The sequence below is a fragment of the Pleomorphomonas sp. PLEO genome, assembly GCF_041320595.1.
GTDB lineage: Bacteria > Pseudomonadota > Alphaproteobacteria > Rhizobiales > Pleomorphomonadaceae > Pleomorphomonas.
Window position 1 is genome coordinate 3,271,886 of record NZ_CP166625.1, and the last position, 19,164, is coordinate 3,291,049.

At 61.6% G+C, this 19,164-nt stretch carries 16 protein-coding genes; 10 read left to right on the forward strand and 6 right to left on the reverse strand.

Going from position 1 to position 19,164, the window contains the following annotated elements; genetic code table 11:
- The first annotated feature begins 17 nt into the window (after positions 1–17).
- A complete protein-coding gene (locus AB6N07_RS15150; RefSeq protein ID WP_370673914.1) occupies positions 18–935 on the forward strand; it encodes a DMT family transporter in 918 nt (305 codons plus the stop codon).
- A gap of 146 nt (positions 936–1,081) precedes the next feature.
- Positions 1,082–2,800 carry a malto-oligosyltrehalose trehalohydrolase gene (gene treZ, locus AB6N07_RS15155; RefSeq protein WP_370673915.1) on the forward strand — a complete coding sequence of 573 codons (1,719 nt, stop codon included), beginning with the start codon at positions 1,082–1,084 and terminating at the stop codon, positions 2,798–2,800.
- Positions 2,801–2,817: 17 nt separating this feature from the next.
- Here treZ and AB6N07_RS15160 read toward each other — a convergent pair whose 3' ends face one another.
- Together AB6N07_RS15160 and AB6N07_RS15165 are read right to left on the reverse strand one after the other, a co-directional pair.
- A complete protein-coding gene (locus AB6N07_RS15160; RefSeq protein WP_370673916.1) occupies positions 2,818–3,987 on the reverse strand; it encodes an iron-containing alcohol dehydrogenase in 1,170 nt (389 codons plus the stop codon).
- A 119-nt stretch (positions 3,988–4,106) separates the two neighbouring features.
- Complete coding sequence (locus AB6N07_RS15165) at positions 4,107–6,659, reverse strand: EAL domain-containing protein (protein ID WP_370673917.1); 2,553 nt, start codon at positions 6,657–6,659, stop codon at positions 4,107–4,109.
- 866 nt (positions 6,660–7,525) lie between these two features.
- Here AB6N07_RS15165 and AB6N07_RS15170 point away from each other — a divergent pair.
- The 3 genes from AB6N07_RS15170 (at position 7,526) to msrQ (ending at position 10,571) form a co-directional block, all read left to right on the forward strand.
- Positions 7,526–8,845, forward strand: coding sequence for an O-acetylhomoserine aminocarboxypropyltransferase/cysteine synthase family protein (locus AB6N07_RS15170; RefSeq protein ID WP_370673918.1), 1,320 nt, complete (start codon positions 7,526–7,528; stop codon positions 8,843–8,845).
- Between the two features lie 149 nt (positions 8,846–8,994).
- Entirely contained in the window at positions 8,995–9,954 is a 960-nt protein-coding gene (msrP, locus tag AB6N07_RS15175) for a protein-methionine-sulfoxide reductase catalytic subunit MsrP (protein ID WP_370673919.1), read from the forward strand.
- Positions 9,954–10,571, forward strand: a complete 618-nt coding sequence (gene msrQ, locus AB6N07_RS15180) for a protein-methionine-sulfoxide reductase heme-binding subunit MsrQ (protein ID WP_370673920.1) — start codon at positions 9,954–9,956, stop codon at positions 10,569–10,571. Before msrP ends, msrQ begins: the two co-directional genes overlap by 1 nt.
- Positions 10,572–10,670: 99 nt before the next feature.
- Here msrQ and rpiB read toward each other — a convergent pair whose 3' ends face one another.
- The 4 genes from rpiB to hutC all read right to left on the reverse strand — a co-directional run bounded on the left by rpiB (position 10,671) and on the right by hutC (position 14,430).
- The gene (rpiB, locus tag AB6N07_RS15185; protein WP_370673921.1) at positions 10,671–11,135 is read right to left on the reverse strand and encodes a ribose 5-phosphate isomerase B; all 465 of its coding nucleotides are present in this window, start codon (positions 11,133–11,135) and stop codon (positions 10,671–10,673) included.
- A gap of 184 nt (positions 11,136–11,319) precedes the next feature.
- On the reverse strand, positions 11,320–11,898 hold the full coding sequence (locus AB6N07_RS15190; protein ID WP_370673922.1) for a HutD family protein: 579 nt from the start codon (positions 11,896–11,898) through the stop codon (positions 11,320–11,322).
- Positions 11,895–13,568 (reverse strand): urocanate hydratase, encoded by a 1,674-nt coding sequence (gene hutU, locus AB6N07_RS15195; protein WP_370673923.1) that lies wholly within the window; start codon positions 13,566–13,568, stop codon positions 11,895–11,897. The genes AB6N07_RS15190 and hutU overlap by 4 nt, the downstream gene beginning before the upstream one ends.
- 124 nt (positions 13,569–13,692) lie before the next feature.
- A complete protein-coding gene (gene hutC, locus AB6N07_RS15200) occupies positions 13,693–14,430 on the reverse strand; it encodes a histidine utilization repressor (RefSeq protein ID WP_370673924.1) in 738 nt (245 codons plus the stop codon).
- A 108-nt stretch (positions 14,431–14,538) separates the two neighbouring features.
- Here hutC and hutF point away from each other — a divergent pair, with 108 nt between their 5' ends.
- From hutF to AB6N07_RS15225, 5 genes are all read left to right on the forward strand, one after another.
- Positions 14,539–15,915, forward strand: coding sequence for a formimidoylglutamate deiminase (hutF, locus tag AB6N07_RS15205; RefSeq protein ID WP_370673925.1), 1,377 nt, complete (start codon positions 14,539–14,541; stop codon positions 15,913–15,915).
- Positions 15,916–15,998: 83 nt separating this feature from the next.
- Positions 15,999–16,835, forward strand: a complete 837-nt coding sequence (locus AB6N07_RS15210) for a transporter substrate-binding domain-containing protein (protein ID WP_370673926.1) — start codon at positions 15,999–16,001, stop codon at positions 16,833–16,835.
- Positions 16,836–16,914: 79 nt separating this feature from the next.
- Positions 16,915–17,637, forward strand: coding sequence for an ABC transporter permease (locus tag AB6N07_RS15215; protein ID WP_370673927.1), 723 nt, complete (start codon positions 16,915–16,917; stop codon positions 17,635–17,637).
- A 14-nt stretch (positions 17,638–17,651) separates the two neighbouring features.
- Positions 17,652–18,389 (forward strand): ABC transporter permease, encoded by a 738-nt coding sequence (locus tag AB6N07_RS15220; protein ID WP_370673928.1) that lies wholly within the window; start codon positions 17,652–17,654, stop codon positions 18,387–18,389.
- Entirely contained in the window at positions 18,382–19,161 is a 780-nt protein-coding gene (locus AB6N07_RS15225; protein WP_370673929.1) for an ABC transporter ATP-binding protein, read from the forward strand. Before AB6N07_RS15220 ends, AB6N07_RS15225 begins: the two co-directional genes overlap by 8 nt.
- Positions 19,162–19,164 lie beyond the last annotated feature (3 nt).

Here is a 19,164-nt window from a genome sequence, read left to right on the forward strand (position 1 = left end):
AGGTGACCTCCCAGACCATGTCTCCGACGGTTGACGTCGGGTTGTCGTCGCGCGTCGACGAACGGATATTGCTCGCCATTGCCCTGATCGCGGCCTCGACGCTGCTGTTCGCGGCGTGCGACGTTGGTGCCAAGTTCATTCAGCCCGAGGCCAGCGCCGAGAAGATCGCCTGGTGGCGAAATCTCGTCTACGTCATCGTCGCCGTGCCCTTTGCGCTGCGCCGTGAGGGAAGGGCGGTGTTTCGTCCTCGGCATTTGTGGCTCAACATTCTGCGCGGCTTGGCGGCGATCTGCGGCACCATCCTGTTTCTGCTTGGCCTTCAGCACCAGCAGATCCCAGATGCAACGGCGATCTCCTTCGTGTCGCCGGTGTTCGTCATGGCGCTATCGATCGTCTTTCTCGGTGAAGTTGTCGGTACCCGGCGCTGGCTCTCCGCCCTGGTCGGTTTCAGCGGCGTTCTGATCATCGTCCAGCCGGGAACGTCAAGTTTCCATTACGCTTCCATCTTCACGCTCGTTGCCGCTTTTGTCGGTGCCTTTTCGACCATTCTGACGCGCAAGGCGGCTCGCGACAGTGCCGAGACGATGATGGTCTGGACGTCGCTCATCGGCCTGTCCGTGGCAACGGTTTTGGTCTGGCCCGAGATCTTCCAGACGTCGTGGCACGAGTTCGTCTTTGGCATGGCCGGTGGCCTGTTTTTCGCCATTGGGCAGGTCTGTTGCGTGTTCGCCTACCGCATGGCGCCAGCGTCACTGCTCGCTCCTTTCAGCTATTTGCAGATGATTTCCGCGACCGCGGTTTCGTTTGTTGTCTGGGGTATCGTTCCTGGCTTGACGACCACCGTCGGTGCATCGCTGATCGTGGCAAGCGGGCTCTATTCCCTGCATCGCGAACGGATGCGAGCCCGGCACCGCCGGGCTGTTCCTGAGCTATAGGTTGCTGAAACAGACCGGTTGCTTGCACGCCTCTGCCCGGCCACAATGGCCTCCGCCGACCGGTCGCCTTGACGGCCGCCCAACGGGGAGACGCCAGGATGGACATGTCGACGCCCGCCACTCCGCCGACTGTTAGTAGGGGAGAAATGCCGGCGGAATTCGGTGCCGCTTGGCGCGATGGTCTCGTCAGCTTTCGCCTGTGGGCGCCCGATCAGACGGCGATTATCCTGGCGATAGACGGCCGAGAGCCACTGCAAATGATTAGCGAGCCGGAGGGCTGGTTCACGCTGACCGCTGCTGGCCCAGCCGGCGTTCGTTACCGATTTCTGCTGCCCGACGGTACCGCCGTGCCTGACCCTGCCAGTCGCTTCCAGCCGGAGGATGTGCACGGGCCGAGCGAGGTGGTCGCATCCGATGGCTTTCGCTGGACTGACGCCTCCTGGCGCGGCCTGCCGTGGCATGAAGCGGTCATCTACGAGCTGCACATTGGCACATTTACGCCGGAAGGCACATTCAAGGCAGCTATCTCACGGCTTGCCTATCTGAAATCCCTCGGTATTTCGGTGATCGAGGTGATGCCGGTGGGCGATTTCCCCGGCCGGTGGAGCTGGGGCTACGATGGCGTATTGCTGTTTGCTCCGGACAGCCGCTACGGCAGGCCGGATGACTTCAAGGCCTTTGTCGACCGGGCACATGCGCTCGGAATCGCCGTGTTGCTAGATGTCGTCTACAACCATTTCGGCCCGGAGGGGAACTATCTGCCGCTCCTCGCCCCGGCTCATACCGAGCTTTATGCGACTCCCTGGGGTGAAGCCATCGACTACGGTTGCCGGGAGGTAACCTCGATGCGCGATCTCGTGCTTGCCAACGTGCGCATGTGGATCGGTGAATTCCACCTCGACGGCCTTCGCATCGATGCGGCCCACGAGCTTCGAGACATCGAGCCGGACCACATTCTTTCGAGTATCGCCGAGGTCGCGCGCGCCGCGGGAGGGGGCCGAAAGATTCATCTTGTTCTTGAAAGTGCCCGACTGGAAACTGACCGGGTATCTGCAAACGGCGGATTCGACGGACAGTGGAACGACGATCTCCATCACGCGCTGCACGCCGCCATTACCGGCGAGACTGACAAGGACTATGCCGACTGCGCAGGACGACCGGAGGTCCTCGCACGGGCGCTGGCTGATGGGTTCCAGGCCAGCGACGACGAGAACCAGCCAATTGCTTCCTTTCCGGCGACCTCCTTTGTGTCCTTTCTTCAGAACCATGATCAGGTAGGGAACCGAGCGCGGGGCGAACGCATCAGCATGTTAGCCTCACAAGCGGCCTGTCGGGCAGCGACCGCCGCTTACTTGCTAGCCCCACAAATTCCCATGCTGTTTCAAGGTGAGGAATGGGCGGCTGGATCGCCCTTTCCCTTTTTCTCCGACCTTGCCCCAACCTTCGCCATGGCGGTTCGGGACGGGCGGATCGCCACCTTCGCGGTCAATTCGGACAACCTGCTTGACCCGTTCGATCCTGCCACGTTTGCCGCCGCTCGGCTGGACTGGAGTGAGCATCGCCTGTCGCTCCACGCGCGCATGCTCGATTGGTATCGCTCCATTCTGCGCGTCCGCCGGCGGGAGGTCGTGCCACTTTGCACTGGCATCCGAAAGAATGGCCGTTGGAGCGTCGATGACGGTGTGATCCGCGTTACCTGGGAGGCGGATACGACGGATCTGATGCTGATACTCAACCTTGCTTCTCATCGGGCAGCCTTGCCGGGACCTGTGAAAGGCAGGCTCATCTGGCAGGAAGGGCGGATCACCGATGGCCGTTGTTCGCCTTGGTTTGTCGCTTGGTCGATGCTGCGGCGAGGCAGGTAGCCCCGCCGCCGGAAAGATTACCGGGCGAGGCGCAGGATGTCGGCGACTGCGTGGCTGTCGAGCTTAACGAAATTGCCAAGCACACGGCTATCGTCGTTGGTGCCTTTTCGCGCCATCTCATCGATGCGGTCGTCGTGGATGCCGAGCGAGGCGAGCGTCGTTCCCAGGCCGATCTTGTGGAAGAAGGCCTCCAGGCGGGCGATGCCCTCGCGAGCGGTCGCCTCCTTGTCGAACACGTCGAGTTCGACATTCCAGACGCGTACAGCCCATTGCACGAAGCGGTCGATGTCGTGACGGAGGACATATTTCATCCAGGCCGGGAAGACGACCGCGAGGCCGGCACCGTGAGCGACGTCATAGATGCCCGACACTTCGTGCTCGATATCGTGCGAAGCCCAGTCGCCGACGCGGCCGGTATTGAGGAGGTTGTTGTGGGCGATGGTGCCGGCCCACATCAACTCCGCCCAGGCGTCGTAATCGTCAGGGTTGGCCAGTACCTTGGGCGCTTGCGCTGTGACGGTCTTCATGGTCGCCTCGATCAGCCGATCGGTAAAGGCGACGTTCTTCACGTTGGTGAAGTAGCGCTCCATCAGGTGCGACATAATGTCAGCGGCGCCGCAGGCAACCTGGAATGGCGGCAGGGTAGCGCAAAGAGTCGGGTTGAGGATCGAGAAGCGTGGGTAGAGGAACGGACCGCCGACGGCGCGTTTCAACCAGCCGTCTTCATTGGTGATCACCGTGCCGTCACTCGATTCCGAACCTGCGGCCGGAATGGTGAGCACGGTGCCAATGGGCAGCGCATCGGCGGGTGTTCCCCGGCCAACGTAGAAGTCCCAGACGTCACTTTCAATGACCGCCCCCATCGCGATGGCCTTGGCGGAATCGATAGCACTACCGCCGCCGATCGCCAGGATGAAGCCGAGACCGTGCTCTTTGCAGAGACGAACGCCCTCGTGGACGATGGAGAGGCGTGGGTTGGGCTTGACGCCGCCGAGTTCGACCCACTCAACACCGGCCGCTTTGAGCGAGGCGCAGACGCGATCGTAGAGGCCAGAAGCCTTGATGGAACCGCCGCCGTAATGGAGCAGGATCTTGCGACTATAGCGGGCTGTTTCGATCCCGACTGACACTTCGGCGTCCCGACCGAAGATGATCTTCGTCGGGTTGAGGAAGGTGAAGTTCTCCATCGCGTTTCTCCCTGGATCCGGTTTCTGACGAGCGACCGGAATCGGGCGGAGCCTATGTCGCCCCGCTGTATGTCACAACCTTCATTCGCTATCGCTGTTTTAGGGCTGGAGGTCGATCATCAAATGGTGCGCGCCGCGTCCAGTCTGTCGACGACCTCGCTGTAGACCTGAATCGGCGCCGGTCGACCAATGATGTAGCCCTGTATTTCCGTGCAATGTTCCTGCGCCAGGAAACTCCGCTGCTCCTCCGTCTCGACCCCCTCTGCGATGACGGGAATGCCAAGGCCCCGGCAGAGGCCGATGACGGCGCGGATGATGGTCTTTGCCTGCTCGGTACGGCCGATCGACTGAATGAAACTCTTGTCGATCTTGATCTTGTCGAAAGGGAAAGCCTGCAAATAAGACAGCGAGGAATAGCCTGTACCAAAATCGTCCATGGCGATGCGTACGCCCATCGCCTTGATCCGCCTCAGCATGCTGACGATGTGCGCGAAGTCGCCGAGCAGAATGCCCTCGGTGATCTCAAGCTCGAGGCGCGATGGCTGAAGGCCGGTGTCGAACAGTGTCTGCTGAATAAGCCGCGGCAGTTCGCCATGCTGAAACTGGATCGGCGACAGGTTGACGGCGACGGTCAGCGGATGCGCCCAGCTCGCGGCGGTCCGGCAAGCCTCTGTCAGCACCCAGGCCGACATATCGAGAATGAGGTTGGATTCTTCCGCCAGAGGAATGAAGTTGTCCGGTGATATGGGGCCGCGGGTCGGATGCGTCCAGCGCATCAGCGCCTCAAAGCCGAAGATCCGGCCGTCGATCTCCGCCTGAGGTTGGAAGTGAAGGGAGAGCTCCCCGTTGCGAAGCGCGTGCCCCAGATCTGCCTGCAGCGCCCATCGATCGCGAATGAGCCGGTCTGACTTGGATTCGTAAACTCGGACGTAGCCTCGCGCTTCGGACTTGACGTGGTAGAGAGCCGCGCCCGCGTTGGCGAGCAGCATGGACCCACTGTCACCATCAACGGGGTAAGTGGCGACACCGATACTGATGCCTACCCGAATGACTTTGTCGTCGACCACGACGTCTTCGGCGAAGACGCTCTGAGCCAACGCTGCGAGCCGCCGTGAGGCGTTTGGCTGGTCTGGATCATTGGAAATGACGACAAACTCGTCTCCGCTTGGCCGGAAGACCAGCCCGTCGCCGGCGATATCGACGAGGCGCCTCGCCGCCTCCTTCAACACTCGGTCGGCAACCGCGTGACCATAGAGATCGTTGAGCGTTTTGAAACGGTCTATGTCGATGCTGAGTAGACCGAAGCGCGCCTGGGTTGCCATGGCGGCAAAGATGCCGTCGGCAAGGCGGATCATCATCGCTTCCCGATTGGGCAGGCCTGTCAGTCCATCGTGCTGTGAAAGATAGGCAATCTGTTCCTCGGCGCGCCGCTTTTCGGTGACATCCATCGTTACGCCGACGATGAAGCGGGGCGAGCCGTCCGCCTTGCGAACCACCATGCGGGTCACTGTGACGAGGCGGGTGCCGTTGGGGGTAGAGATCGTCTCAGAAGTCGTCAACTGTGACGCTTCGCCTGACAGAAGGAGATCCTCGTCCGACTCGGCAGCCATTGCGACACGTTCGCCGAAGATCTGCCGGGAATTCTTGCCGATGAAGGCATCGCGCAAACAGCCGAACAGCTGCTCACCGGCTTGGTTCAGCATAATGTATTTCCGGCTGATGGGGTCCTTGGCGAACATCGCCGCGGGCACGTTCTCAACGATCGTGTTCAGGAACTCGCGTGTCGCCTCTAGTTCATCTGAGGCGCGCTTGCGCTCTGTGACGTCGATGGCCGTCGCCAAAACCGCTGGTTTGCCATTGTGGATCTGCTGTCGGACAAAAACTTCGACCTCAATCTCCGTGCCGTCAGCCTTGACATGCCGAAAGAGGCGATCGCCACTCTGAGTGTCGACCCAGTTTCGAATGGCTTCTAGCGCTTCCGGGCGACAACGCTCCGGGCGCATCTCCAAGACGCTCATGTTCATGAACTGATGGACGGTATAGCCGTAATGGGCGATCATCGCGCGATTGACAGCCAAAAATCGCAAGGTCTCAAAGTCGAACAGATACATGGGAACCGGGCTATCCTCGAATAGCAACCGGGAAGCCGCTTCACGCCGCTTGAATTCGCTGATATCGACGCGAATGCCTACCCACCCGCCGCTCGCCAGGCGACTCTCCTCAACTCGGATCCAGCGTCCGTCAGCACGATGCTGCTCTTCAACGCTGCTGGGCAGAGAGTGCCGCTGTAGACGAGCCTTGAGCCAAGCTTCCTCTTGGCCAAGGGCGTCGACATAAGCGCCTCGATCGAGACTGTGGCGCAGCATCGTTTCAAAACTGCGGCCGGTGGTAAGAAACCCGTCAAGTTCGGGATAAAGTTCCAAATAGCGTCGGTTCCAGAGGACAACCCTGTCGTCGGCATCAAAAACGGCAACGCCCTCTGACGCAGCCTCGAGCGCAGCGCTCATGCGGGCATTCTGCTCAGCCAATCCGATGTTCAATGTACCGTTTGCGTTCGAAGCCTCGTTAAGCGCAGTTTCCAAGCTTTCGTAAGTTGATCCGACGACTTTCAGCAGTGCCGTGATGTCGATTCCGCCATCTGGATGCGTCGCCGCCGCGAGCTGGCGGGCCAACAGGCCACTCGTTCTGTCGGTTTCGCCGAATCCAACAATTCCGGCATCCGAGCCTCGGAGGGCGCCAATCTCCCGATCAAATGTCAAGATCGAATGCTCCCTCAGGAACAATAGGTTGTCCGGCGATATTGTTGGCATCGGCGTAGGTTCCGGACACTTTATAACGTGTGTCCAAACGTCGAGGCCGAATCCAGCATCTCCCCAAATCGCACGGCGATTTTACCAGTGTGCCTAGGACGCAGCTTTTCGTCGAGTGGCACAATGCAGACCAAGACGATTTACTTGTCCGCCCACTGTCCGCCTGAGAATGATCCCACCGCGACTCGGCCGCAACCTTAACCACTTTAAAGATTTCCGATTTTTTCGGCATAGTCAATCGGTCATTTTTTGTGGAATCGCAAGCTATTGTGTCATCGATCTACGTAGATACTAAATATATATCCCGTATCATATATATTAACATTTGAAATTCTATGGGCCCGCTCGGCTTTTACAGGAATATTTTGCAAAAATCGACATTGACCAGATCTGAACGATAGTTTGTGCGGGATGGTTGGGGAGTCGGCATCCGGCCAACTCGGATAAAGATGGTTGCCTTGGGAGCTTTGTGACGTCGAGCCCCACCCATTTCTCTCTTGGGGTGCTTCCTTGGAATTAAGCGTCTCCGGAAAAGACGCTGCGGCAATCGGCCAAGCGGGAGAAGGAAATTGCCTTTCTTGTCGGCGCAAAGAAATTCCAGAACTGTCATCTCGCTCTGATGCATGTTGAAATACGTTTCGGCAGCAGGGCAGGGGAAGGAAAATCATTCTCCATGCTGTTTTGGGCTCCATGGTGAGCGCAGGATGATTGATCTGGGAGATTTTTTCATGAGCAAGTCGCTACACCCTGAGACCCTTGCGCTTCACGGCGGTAGTTTCCGAGCGGATCCAAGCACAGGCTCCGTCGCCGTGCCGATCCATCAGACGACATCCTATCAGTTCCAGGATGCCGGGCATGCCGCTCGCCTGTTCGGGCTTGAGGAACTTGGCTTCATCTACACGCGCATCGGCAATCCGACCCAGGATGCGCTCGAGACGCGTATCGCTGAGATCGAGGGTGGTGTCGCCGCCGTTGCCGTGGCGTCGGGACAGGCGGCTACCACTTTCTCCATCCTCAACGTTGCCTCGGCCGGCGACAACATCGTTTCTTCGACCGATCTCTACGGCGGTACCTGGGCGCTGCTCGCCGACACGCTGCGTCAGTTGGGGATCGAGGTTCGCTTCGTCGACCCAACAGACCCCGAGAACTTCCGCAAGGCAACCGACGATCGTACTCGCGCCTACTATGCCGAGCTTCTGCCCAATCCCAAGCTCAACGTCTTCCCGGTGAAGGAAGTGGCCGATATCGGTCGCCCGCTCGGCATTCCGCTGATCATCGACAATACGGCGGCGCCGCTGTTGTCCAAGCCGCTCAAGCACGGCGCGGCGGTGGTAGTCTATTCGGCCACCAAGTATATCGGTGGCCACGGCACCTCGATCGGTGGCCTGATCATTGACGGCGGCAACTTCGACTGGGAGGCTTTCCCCGAGCGGCAGCCGCTGTTCAACACGCCGGACCCGGCCTATCACGGCGCAATCTGGTCGCAGGCGGTGAAGCCACTCGGCCCGATCGCCTATGCCATCCGCGCCCGCGTCAAGTTGCTGCGTGATATTGGCGCCGCGCTCTCGCCGTTCAACGCCTTCCAGCTTATTCAGGGTCTGGAAACGCTGCCGCTCAGAATCCGCCAGCATGTGGCGAATGCCGAGAAGGTGGCTGACTACCTCACGAAACAGCCGAACGTGACGCGCGTCATTTATCCGAAGTTGCAGAGTGGCGAGTTCCGCCGCCGCGCCGATGCCTATCTCGAAGGCGGGTACGGTGCGCTGATCGGCTTCGAGCTGAAGGGTGGTGTCGAGGCTGGCAAGAAATTCATCGATGCGCTGCAGCTGTTCTACCACGTTGCCAATATCGGTGATGCCCGGTCGCTGGCTATCCATCCGGCTTCGACGACGCACTCGCAGCTGACGGCTGAGGAACAGCTCAAGACGGGCGTTACGCCCGGCTATGTCCGTCTTTCGATCGGTATCGAGCATCCGGACGACATCATCGCCGATCTCGACCAGGCGCTCGCCGCCGCTTCTGCACCGGTTGCCGTCGCTGCCGAGTAAGCGCGATGGGACGATGAACGGGTCGGCGCCGTGCCCCGCGGCGCCGACCTTTTTATTGCACTACACGAAATAGTGGCTTTTCATTCCGACCGTATCATTCGAGAATGCCTCCGAAGTGCAGCGCAAACGCGCCGCCGGGAGGATTGTCGATGCCAACCTATCGCCCGCCCGCTATTCCGGCGTCCGAGATCACGCCGCGTTCCGTCTATCTGCGTCGCCGCGAATTCATGGGGCTTATGGCAGGGGCGGGATTGGCGCTTGGTACCGGTGGAGCCCGCGCCGAAAGCCCGGCGACAGTGCCGCTCAAGACAGTGCCTGGCCCCTATAAGGTGGACGAGCCGCTCACATCGCGCGAGGACGTGACCACCTACAACAACTTCTATGAGTTTGGCACCGACAAGGCCGATCCGTCTCGCTATTCGGGCGACTTCAAGCCGCGTCCATGGACGATCACCGTCGATGGGCTGGTCGGCAAACCGCAAACCTTCGATGTCGACAAGCTGATCGCCGACTTGCCTGTCGAAGAACGCATCTATCGCATGCGCTGCGTCGAGGCGTGGTCAATGGTGATCCCGTGGGACGGAATTCCGCTGAAAGCGCTGCTCGACAAGGTGGAGCCGCAGGGCTCGGCGAAATTCGTCGCTTTCGAAACGGTGGTGCGGCCTAAGGAAATGCCGGGACAGTCGGGCTACTTGCAGCCCATGCCTTGGCCTTATGTGGAAGGCCTGCGTCTCGACGAAGCGATGCATCCGCTGACCCTACTCGCTGTCGGCCTCTACGGAGAGAGCCTGCCCAACCAGAATGGTGCGCCCATCCGTCTCGTCGTGCCGTGGAAATATGGATTCAAGGGCATCAAGTCGATCGTCCGGATTTCACTGGTCGAAACCCAGCCACCCAATTCCTGGAATTCGCTGCAGGCCAACGAGTACGGTTTTTTTGCCAACGTCAATCCCGAGGTCGACCATCCGCGCTGGAGCCAGGCAACCGAGCGACGCATCGGCGAAAGCGGCTTCTTCGGTTCGGGCCGGCGCCCGACCCTGATGTTCAATGGCTATTCCGACGAGGTGGCGAGCCTCTACACGGGCATGGATCTTAGGGCCAACTATTAATGGCGATGGCTCGGTCGCCTTTTGTTGATCGTCTCACCGGCTGGGGCATTTATGTCATCGGCTTCATGCCGGCGGCGGCGAGCTTCTGGCTCGGCGCGACCGGCGGTCTCGGCGCCGACCCGGTTCGCGCTTTCGAGCAGACCCTCGGTCTCTGGGCGCTGCGCTTTCTCATTCTGACGCTCGCCATTACGCCGCTCCGACAGCTGGCGGGTGTCAATCTTCTGCGCTTTCGCCGTGCCCTTGGCCTCCTCGCATTTTGGTACGCGGCGATGCATTTCAGCGTCTACCTGACGCTCGATCGCGGTCTCATCTGGAGCACCATCATTCCCGATATCGCGCGGCGGCCGTTTATTACGCTGGGTTTTGCCGCTCTCGTGCTGCTGGTACCGCTGGCGGTCACGTCCAACCGGCTGTCAATCCGGCGTCTGGGGAAAAACTGGCGGCTGTTGCACCGGCTGGTTTACGTCGCCGTCTCGCTTGCCGCCGTCCATTATCTCTTGGCGACCAAGGTTCTCGACCTCACGCAGATCATCCACGTCGGGCTGGTGGTCTTGCTCCTTGGCTATCGCCTGGTGCGCGGGCTGATGCCGCGTCCCGAACGGCGGCGCACGGCTTGAACGATTTCCGGATACAAAAAGGGCGTCCGGACACGAAATCCGGACGCCCTTATCTCCTCCCGGCCGGCCGCCTATCCGAAGACCGGCGGCCACGCCCTTTCAGCAGACCGAGCGGCCGGCTTCAAGCTCTGAAATCATGTTGACGCGACGAGCGTGGCGACCGCCCTCAAACTCGGCATTCAGGAATTCATCGACAATCATCAGGGCGAGATCCACACCGACAACGCGGGCACCGAAAGCCAACATGTTGGCATTGTTGTGCAGCCGCGATAGCTTGGCGGTATAGGGCTCGGAGCAGACGACGCAACGGATGCCGGCAAGCTTGTTGGCGGCGAGAGAAATGCCGAAACCGGTGCCGCAGATGGCGATGCCGAGCTGCGCCCCACCGGCTAGCACGACTCGAGCAGCCTTCTCGCCCCACTTGGGGTAATCGGTGCTTTCGGTCGACACAGGACCGACGTCCTCGACTGCGTAACCGCGGGCCTCAAGATGGGCGATGACGGCCTTCCTGAGATCGATGCCGGTGTGGTCTGATGTGGCGACGATCTTTATCTTTTCGCTCATGGCTGGGGATCCATGCTGTTGTCGAACTGTTCGGCGCCGCGAAACGCTGAAGCAAGTCAGCTTCCCCTAGCACTCATGTATGACTAATTCCAGCATCCCTACCGCGAGTAACGTCTTCGTGCCAATACGCATGGTGCGAGCCGCTCTTGCAGGAGATTTCATGGGCGCCCCGGTCGTTCTGGTTTCACAAGATGACTTCGTCGCCGTTCATCAGCAGATGAACGACGAGGGCCGATTCCGCCTCCTCCATTCCGAGACGCACTTCGTCCTCTTGATGGCATTCGATCAGTTCGCCCCGCTCAGCCCGAACTGTAACGCCATCGCCGCTGGCGGTCATACTGCCGCATACAGCCAGAATATAGGCGAACGGAGCGGCGATGATACCGCTTCGGACGACCTGGACCTTCGCCGTTATTTTCCCACGAGCGGTCATCACATTGAAGTCGCGTGACGGGCCATGGACGATGGTGGCTGCCGTCGACCAATCGCCGGAAAAGGCCAGCGGCTCGAACGATCGGAGGGACACCGGTGGCTGGGCGCCACCGAAGTCGAGATCGAATCCTGTACCCTCGATCAGTGTGATCACCCGATCGATGCCGGGCAGAGGCGAGAAGGGGCCGGGCTCGACAACGTCGGCGATCGACAGCCGCCAGAGCATGGCGCCGGCAGCGTCGTCACGCCGGAGGAGTTCCAGCGTGGTGCCGCGACCATTCTGCCAGGGCAGGCGTCGGAAATCGGCGTCTGTCAGAAGCCGGAGACTCATTTTCCGAGCATCGGCAGGTCGAGTTCCTTATCGCGGGCGCACTCGATGGCAATGTCATAGCCGGCGTCGGCGTGGCGCATGACGCCGGTTGCCGGGTCATTGTGAAGAACGCGGGCGATGCGACGGTCGGCATCCTCGCTGCCGTCGCAGACGATCACCATGCCGGCATGCTGGGAGAAGCCCATGCCGACGCCGCCGCCGTGGTGGAGCGATACCCAGGTGGCGCCGGACGCGGTGTTGAGCAGCGCGTTGAGCAGTGGCCAGTCGGAGACGGCATCCGAGCCGTCGCGCATGGCTTCAGTCTCGCGGTTGGGCGAGGCGACCGAGCCGCTGTCGAGGTGGTCGCGGCCGATGACGATGGGAGCCTTGACGATACCCTGCCGAACCATCTCGTTGAAGGCGAGGCCGAGCCGGGCGCGAGCGCCGAGACCGACCCAGCAGATGCGCGCTGGCAGCCCCTGGAAGGCGATGCGCTCGGCTGCCATGTCCAGCCAGTTGTGCAGGTGGGGATTGTCGGGGATCAGTTCCTTCACCTTGGCGTCGGTGGCATGGATGTCGGCCGGGTCGCCTGACAGCGCTGCCCAGCGGAACGGGCCGATGCCGCGGCAGAACAGCGGGCGAATATAGGCGGGGACGAAGCCTGGGAAGGCGAAGGCATTCTGCTCGCCGGCGTCGAAGGCGCGCTGGCGGATGTTGTTACCGTAGTCGAACACCGGCACGCCCATCGTCTGGAAGTCGAGCATGGCGCGCACGTGCTGTCGCATCGAAGCCGTGGCGGCGGCGATCACCACCTCTGGCTCGACCTTGGCGCGGGCGCGATATTCGTCCCAGGTCCAGCCGGACGGCAGGTAGCCGTTGAGTGGATCGTGGGCGGATGTCTGGTCGGTGACCAGATCCGGCCGCACACCGCGCCGCACCAGCTCCGGCAATACATCGGCGGCGTTGCCAAGCAACGCGATAGAGACCGCTTCGCCCTTACTGGTGTGCTCGGCGACGAGGCGCAGCGCGTCGTCCAGGTCCTTTGCCTGCTTGTCGACGTAGCGGGTGCGCAGGCGGAAGTCGATGCGCGATTGCTGACATTCGATGTTGAGCGAAGTGGCGCCGGCCATGGCGGCGGCAAGCGGTTGGGCGCCGCCCATACCGCCGAGGCCGGCCGTCAATACCCAGCGTCCCTTGAGACTGCCGTCATAATGCTGCCGTCCGGCTTCCACGAAGGTCTCGTAGGTGCCCTGAACGATGCCTTGCGCGCCGATGTAGATCCACGAGCCAGCCGTCATCTGACCGTACATCATCAGCCCCTCGGCATCGAGCTTGTTGAAGTGCTCCCAAGTCGCCCAATGAGGTACCAAGTTGGAGTTGGCGATCAGCACGCGTGGCGCGTCTTTGTGCGTGCGAAATACGCCGACCGGCTTGCCCGACTGGATCAGCAGCGTCTCGTCGTCCTCGAGGCGCTCGAGGGTGCGGACGATCGTGTCGAAGCATTCCCAATCGCGGGCGGCGCGGCCAATGCCGCCATAGACAACCAGCTCCTTGGGATTCTCGGCGACGTCGGGATCGAGGTTGTTCATCAGCATGCGGAGCGGCGCTTCGGTCAGCCAACTCTTGGCCCGAAGCGTCGTGCCCCGGGGTGCGCGGATTTCGACATCACGATATCGCGTGTTGCTCGGCATGATGATCCCCTATCTTGTCTATACAACACAGAAAGCACTGGACGAATGACGAGTCAACGCAAAAGAGGCAGTGCCGCCAATCCATGACTCATCCTCTTCGAACGGTGATCCCCGCGCTGCTGGTTCAGGTTATGCTGGCGCCCTGTCGGCTCTCGATGCGGCTACGTCCACCGGGCATCAGCAGCCGGACGGAGGTGACGACGCGCTCGCCGGAAAACGTGCGGCGCCGGATCAGCAGGCAGGGATCGCTACGCGCAATGGCCAGCAGCTTGGCTTCCCAGGGCGCGGGCAGGACGGCTTCGACGGTGTGTTCCACCGTCGTCCACGGGGCCACGGCGCTAAGATAGCTGTTGGGCGTACGGGTGGAAAAATCCTGGGTGAGATAGTCCGGCGCCAGAGTCGGATTGACGTGCCGATCTTCTAGTTGGACCGGAATGTCGTTTTCGAGGTGGATCACCAGCGAGTGGAAGACGGCGGCGCCAAGCTCGATGCCTAGTTCGTCGGCGAGTTCCGGCGTCGCCTTCAATTCGTCCTTCATGACTGTTTGGGCTGCGTGGGCATGGCCGCGCTCGCGGATCTCATCGGCGATGTTGCGCACTTTGAACACCGACGTCTGGCTTTTGCCCTCGGCGACGAAGGTGCCCAGGCCCTGGATACGCAGCAGAACACCGTCTGCCGCCAGTTCGCGCAATGCCCTGTTGATGGTCATCCGGCTGAGGCCAAGCGTGGCGACCAGCTCGTTTTCTGAAGGAATTCTGTGGCGGGGCGGCCACTCGCCGTTGCCGATGCGGGCGAGGATCATCTGCTTGACCATCGCATAATGCGGGGGAGTCCCGCGGGGACGCTCACTGACGTCGCTCATTTTCTAGGCACTCCCCAAAATTGGTCAGAAGCGGATGAATTCGGCTTGCGGGTTAAGAAATTTCCTCTACAGTGCTTGTATGTACAAGCGTGAGGTTTCGCGAACAAGATGGTAACAGATAACCATCAATTGCTTTTCGCCGAAAGAGCCTTGCTGGCGGATGGTTGGGCCGACGATGTCGTGTTCTCCATTGGCGCCGATGGCCGGATCGACGCGATCGAGCGCGGGGTACCGGCAGCTGGCGCCAAACGCCTTGGCGGCCCCGTCGTACCGGCCGTCGCCGACCTTCATTCCCACGCATTCCAACGCGCCATGGCCGGTCTGACGCAAGTGGCCGGGCAGGGCGACGACAGCTTCTGGACCTGGCGCGAGGAGATGTATCGGCTGGTGTCGCTGCTGACGCCCGACGATGTCGTGGCGATCGCGGCCAAGCTGCAGATCGAGCTCCTGAAGGGCGGTTTTGGCCGTGTCGCCGAGTTTCATTATCTCCATCACGGCACGGATGGGCGCCCCTATGCCGAGCCGGCCGAGATGTCGCTGGCCGTCCTGCGGGCGGCGGAGATGTCGGGTATCGGCCTGACGTTGTTGCCGGTGTTCTATGCCCATTCGGACTTTGGAGGCGTTGCACCAACCGCCGGGCAGCGTCGATTCATCCATGATGTCGACGGCTTCTTGACGCTGCTTCACGGCCTCGTCGTGCCTTGTCGGTCGGCGGGGGCACGGCTTGGCCTGGCCTTTCATTCGCTGAGGGCTGTGACCGGCGACGAGATTGCCGCCGTCATGAAGGCGGTGCCGGAGCATGCGCCCATCCATATCCATGTGGCCGAGCAGGAGCGCGAAGTGGCGGCGTCGATCGCCCATTCGGGCCGGCGTCCGGTCGAGAGGCTTTATGACATTGCCGATGTCGACGAGCGCTGGTGCCTTATCCATGCCACGCACGTCACCGAGGCGGAAGTGGCGATGATCGCCGGCTCGGGCGCCGTCGCCGGCCTTTGCCCGGCGACCGAGGCCGATCTCGGAGACGGCATATTCCCTGCGTCCGATTTTCTCGCCGCAGACGGGCGTTTCGGGATCGGCACCGACAGCCACGTTTCAACGTCTGTGGCAGATGAATTGCGCCTTCTGGAATTTGGCCAACGGTTACGCGATCGCCGGCGGAATCGGCTCGCCGGCCGACCGGGCGCCTCGGTTGGGCGCACGCTGTTCGACCGCGTGCTTGCCGGCGGGGCTCGCGCCGCGGGCACGAACGAATCGGCGCTTTCAGTGGGCGCGCCAGCGGATATTGTAGTGCTGGATGGCCGTTCGCCGTATCTCGCCTCCGTTGAGGGCGATGCGATTCTCGATCGCTGGATATTTGGTGGTATCGGGTCGGCCGTTCGTGACGTCATGATCGGCGGCCGCTGGCTGATCGAGGATGGCCGCCACGCCAACGACGAAGAGGTTGACCGCGCGTTTGCCGCTGCCCTTCAACGCCTCAAGGCATGATATGTTTTTTGCTAGGCCGCTTGCCACGGCGGGAAGAAATTAAGAAGAAGCCGGAGTGCTTCGAAAAACCAGAGGAGAACACCATGAACATCCGTAGTCTCGTTGCCGCGTCCGCCTTGTTCGCCGCGCTGGCTGTGCCGGCCTCGGCCAAGGAATGGAAGGAAGTCACCATTGCGCTCGAAGGTGCCTATGCGCCGTGGAACCTCACGGATGCCAGCGGCAAGATCGTCGGCTTCGAGCCGGACCTCACAGAGTATCTCTGCGCCCACGCCAAGGTGAAGTGTACGCTGATCTCCCAGGACTGGGACGGCATGATCACGGCGCTCAACGCCGGCAAGTTCGATATCATCATGGACGCCCTGTCGATCACCCCGGAGCGCAAGGAAGTGATCGATTTCACCGTTCCCTATGCCGCGACGCCGGCCGTCTTCGCTGCGCCGAAGGATGGCGAGCTTGCCAAGCTCGCCGGGACCGGCTCGGTGATCAAGCTCGCGACGACCAAGGATGGCGCCGATGCCATAGCCCCGCTCAAGAAGGCGCTGACCGGCAAGACCATCGGTATCCAGGCGTCGACCGTCTACGCGGGCTTCGTCTACGACAATTTCAAGGACGTTGCCGAGATCAAGGAATACAAGACCTCGGCTGAGCGCGACCTCGATCTGTCGGCCGGTCGCATCGACGCGGGCTTTGACGATGCTACCTATTTCCTCGGTGCCTTCGCCAGCGCCGACAATGCCGGTCTGGCCTTCACCGGTCCGGAAATCGCCGGGCAGATCTGGGGTGAAGGCGAAGGTCTCGGTGTTCGCAAGTCCGATCCGGAGCTGAAGGCGCTGTTCGACGAGGCGATCAAGGCCGCCATTGCCGATGGTACCGTGAAGAAGCTGTCGGAGAAGTGGCTCAAGGTCGACGTCACCCCTTGATGTGTCCAGGATGCTCCCGGACCTAGTCGCGTCACGTGTGATCGGCTAGACCTCCGGGAGCGCCCGACGGAGAGCCTTGATGTCCTGGATTGACCTGATCGGCTTCGGCGAGCAAGGCCGGGGCGGTATCCTGTTGTGGGCGATGTGCATGACGCTAGCCGTCACCGCCGCCTCGCTATGCATCGGGGCGGTGCTCGGCGCGATCATCGCGACGGCCAAGCTGTCGGCGTCACGGCCGGCACGCTGGCTTGGAGACGCCTACACGACGGTATTTCGCGGAGCGCCCGAGCTACTGGTCATCTATCTCGTCTATTTTGGCGGATCGCAGGCGGTGACCGCGATCGGAAAGTGGCTCAACTACGACGGCTTTCTTGGGCTGCCGTCTTTTCTGGCCGGTGCCGTCGCCGTCGGGCTCATCTCGGGAGCTTATCAGGCGGAGGTTTATCGTGGCGCCTATCAGGCCGTTGCCCGCGGCGAGATCGACGCCGCCCGTTCGATCGGCATGGGAACGCTGTTGCGTTTCCGGCGCATCCTGGTGCCGCAGATCTTGCGCTTCTCTCTGCCGGGTCTCGGCAATGTCTGGCAGCTCAGCCTCAAGGATTCGACACTGGTGTCGGTGACGGGGCTTGCCGAGCTGATGCGGACGTCCCAGATCGCCGCCGGCTCCACCAAGCAGTATTTCCTGTTCTTCATCGTCGGAGGGGCGCTCTACCTCGTGCTGACGACGCTGTCCGATCGTATCTTCAACTTCGCTGAGCGACGCGTGGCGCGCAGCTTCCGCAACAGTCTCGGCCGGCGCTAGAAAGGGAGGACGCCATGGATTTCGATGTCGCCTTCCTTTGGTCGACCTTCGTCAAGCTGATCGCGGCCGTGCCGATGACGCTGGCGCTGTTCGCCGCATCGGTCTGTCTCGGTGCTTTGTTTGCGCTCGGCATCACCTATTGCCGGGTGTCCGGTGGGCTGCTGCTGTCGGCCTTTGGCCGCGCCTATGTCTTTGTCTTTCGCGGATCGCCGCTGCTGATCCAGATGTTCCTGATCTACTACGGTCTCGGTCAGTTTCCGGCCGTCCGCCACAGCCTGTTCTGGCCGGTGCTGCGCGATCCCTTCTCGTGCGCGGTGCTGGCGCTCGCTTTCTGCACCGCCGGCTACCAGGCTGAGATCATGCGCGGCGGGTTGCAGGCCGTCCCCGCCCGCGAGATCGAGGCGGGCAGGGCGTCCGGCATGTCGGGACTGCTGCTGTTCCGCCGCATCATCGCACCAATCGCCATCCGGCAGGCGCTGCCGGCCTATTCGACCGAGATCATCCTGATGGTGAAATCGACGGCGCTTGCCAGCCTCGTCACCGTTTGGGAGGTGACCGGTACGGCGCAGCGTCTGATTTCGCAGACCTATCGCACCATGGAGGTGTTCCTGGTCGCGACGCTGATCTATCTTCTCATCAATTTCATCATTGTCCGCCTGATGGCGCTTGTCGAATATCGACTGTCGCCGCACCTCAGGGAGCGGCCGAACCCGGCAAGCGGCGGCGGACGCCAGGGAGAGGTTCATGGCTGACGCCCCGGTGCCGGCAATTTCGGTCCGCAATATCCACAAGTCCTTCGGCCAGCACGAGGTTCTGCGCGGCATCTCGCTCGATGCCCAAGACGGCGACGTGATTTCCATTCTGGGCGCCTCCGGTTCCGGCAAGAGTACTTTCCTGCGCTGCATCAACCTTTTGGAGACGCCAGACGAGGGCGAGATCACGGTGGCTGGCGAAGCCATCGCCATGAAACGGAATCGGGCGGGATCGCTGGTGCCGGCCGATCGCAAGCAGGTCGACCGGATCCGTTCCGAACTTGCGATGGTGTTCCAGAGCTTCAACCTCTGGTCCCACATGACGGTGCTGCAGAACCTGATCGAGGGGCCGGTGCATGTCCTGAAGCGCCCGAAGGCCGAGTGCATCGCCGAAGCGGAAGCGCTGCTCGAAAAGGTCGGTCTCGCCGAGCGGCGCAACTATTATCCCGCGCATTTGTCCGGCGGCCAGCAGCAGCGCGCGGCCATTGCCAGGGCGCTGGCCATGCAGCCGAAGGCGCTGTTGTTCGACGAGCCGACCTCGGCGCTTGATCCGGAACTGGTCGGCGAGGTGCTGAAGGTGATGCGGGCGCTTGCCGAGGAAGGGCGGACCATGCTGGTGGTCACCCATGAGATGGCGTTCGCCCGCAACGTCTCTGACAGGGTGATGTTCCTGCACGAGGGCGTCGTCGAGGCCGATGGCGCGCCGGAGGACATCTTCACCAACTCCGATTCCGAGCGCTTCCGCCAGTTCATTGGTAACTTCCAGGCCTGAGGG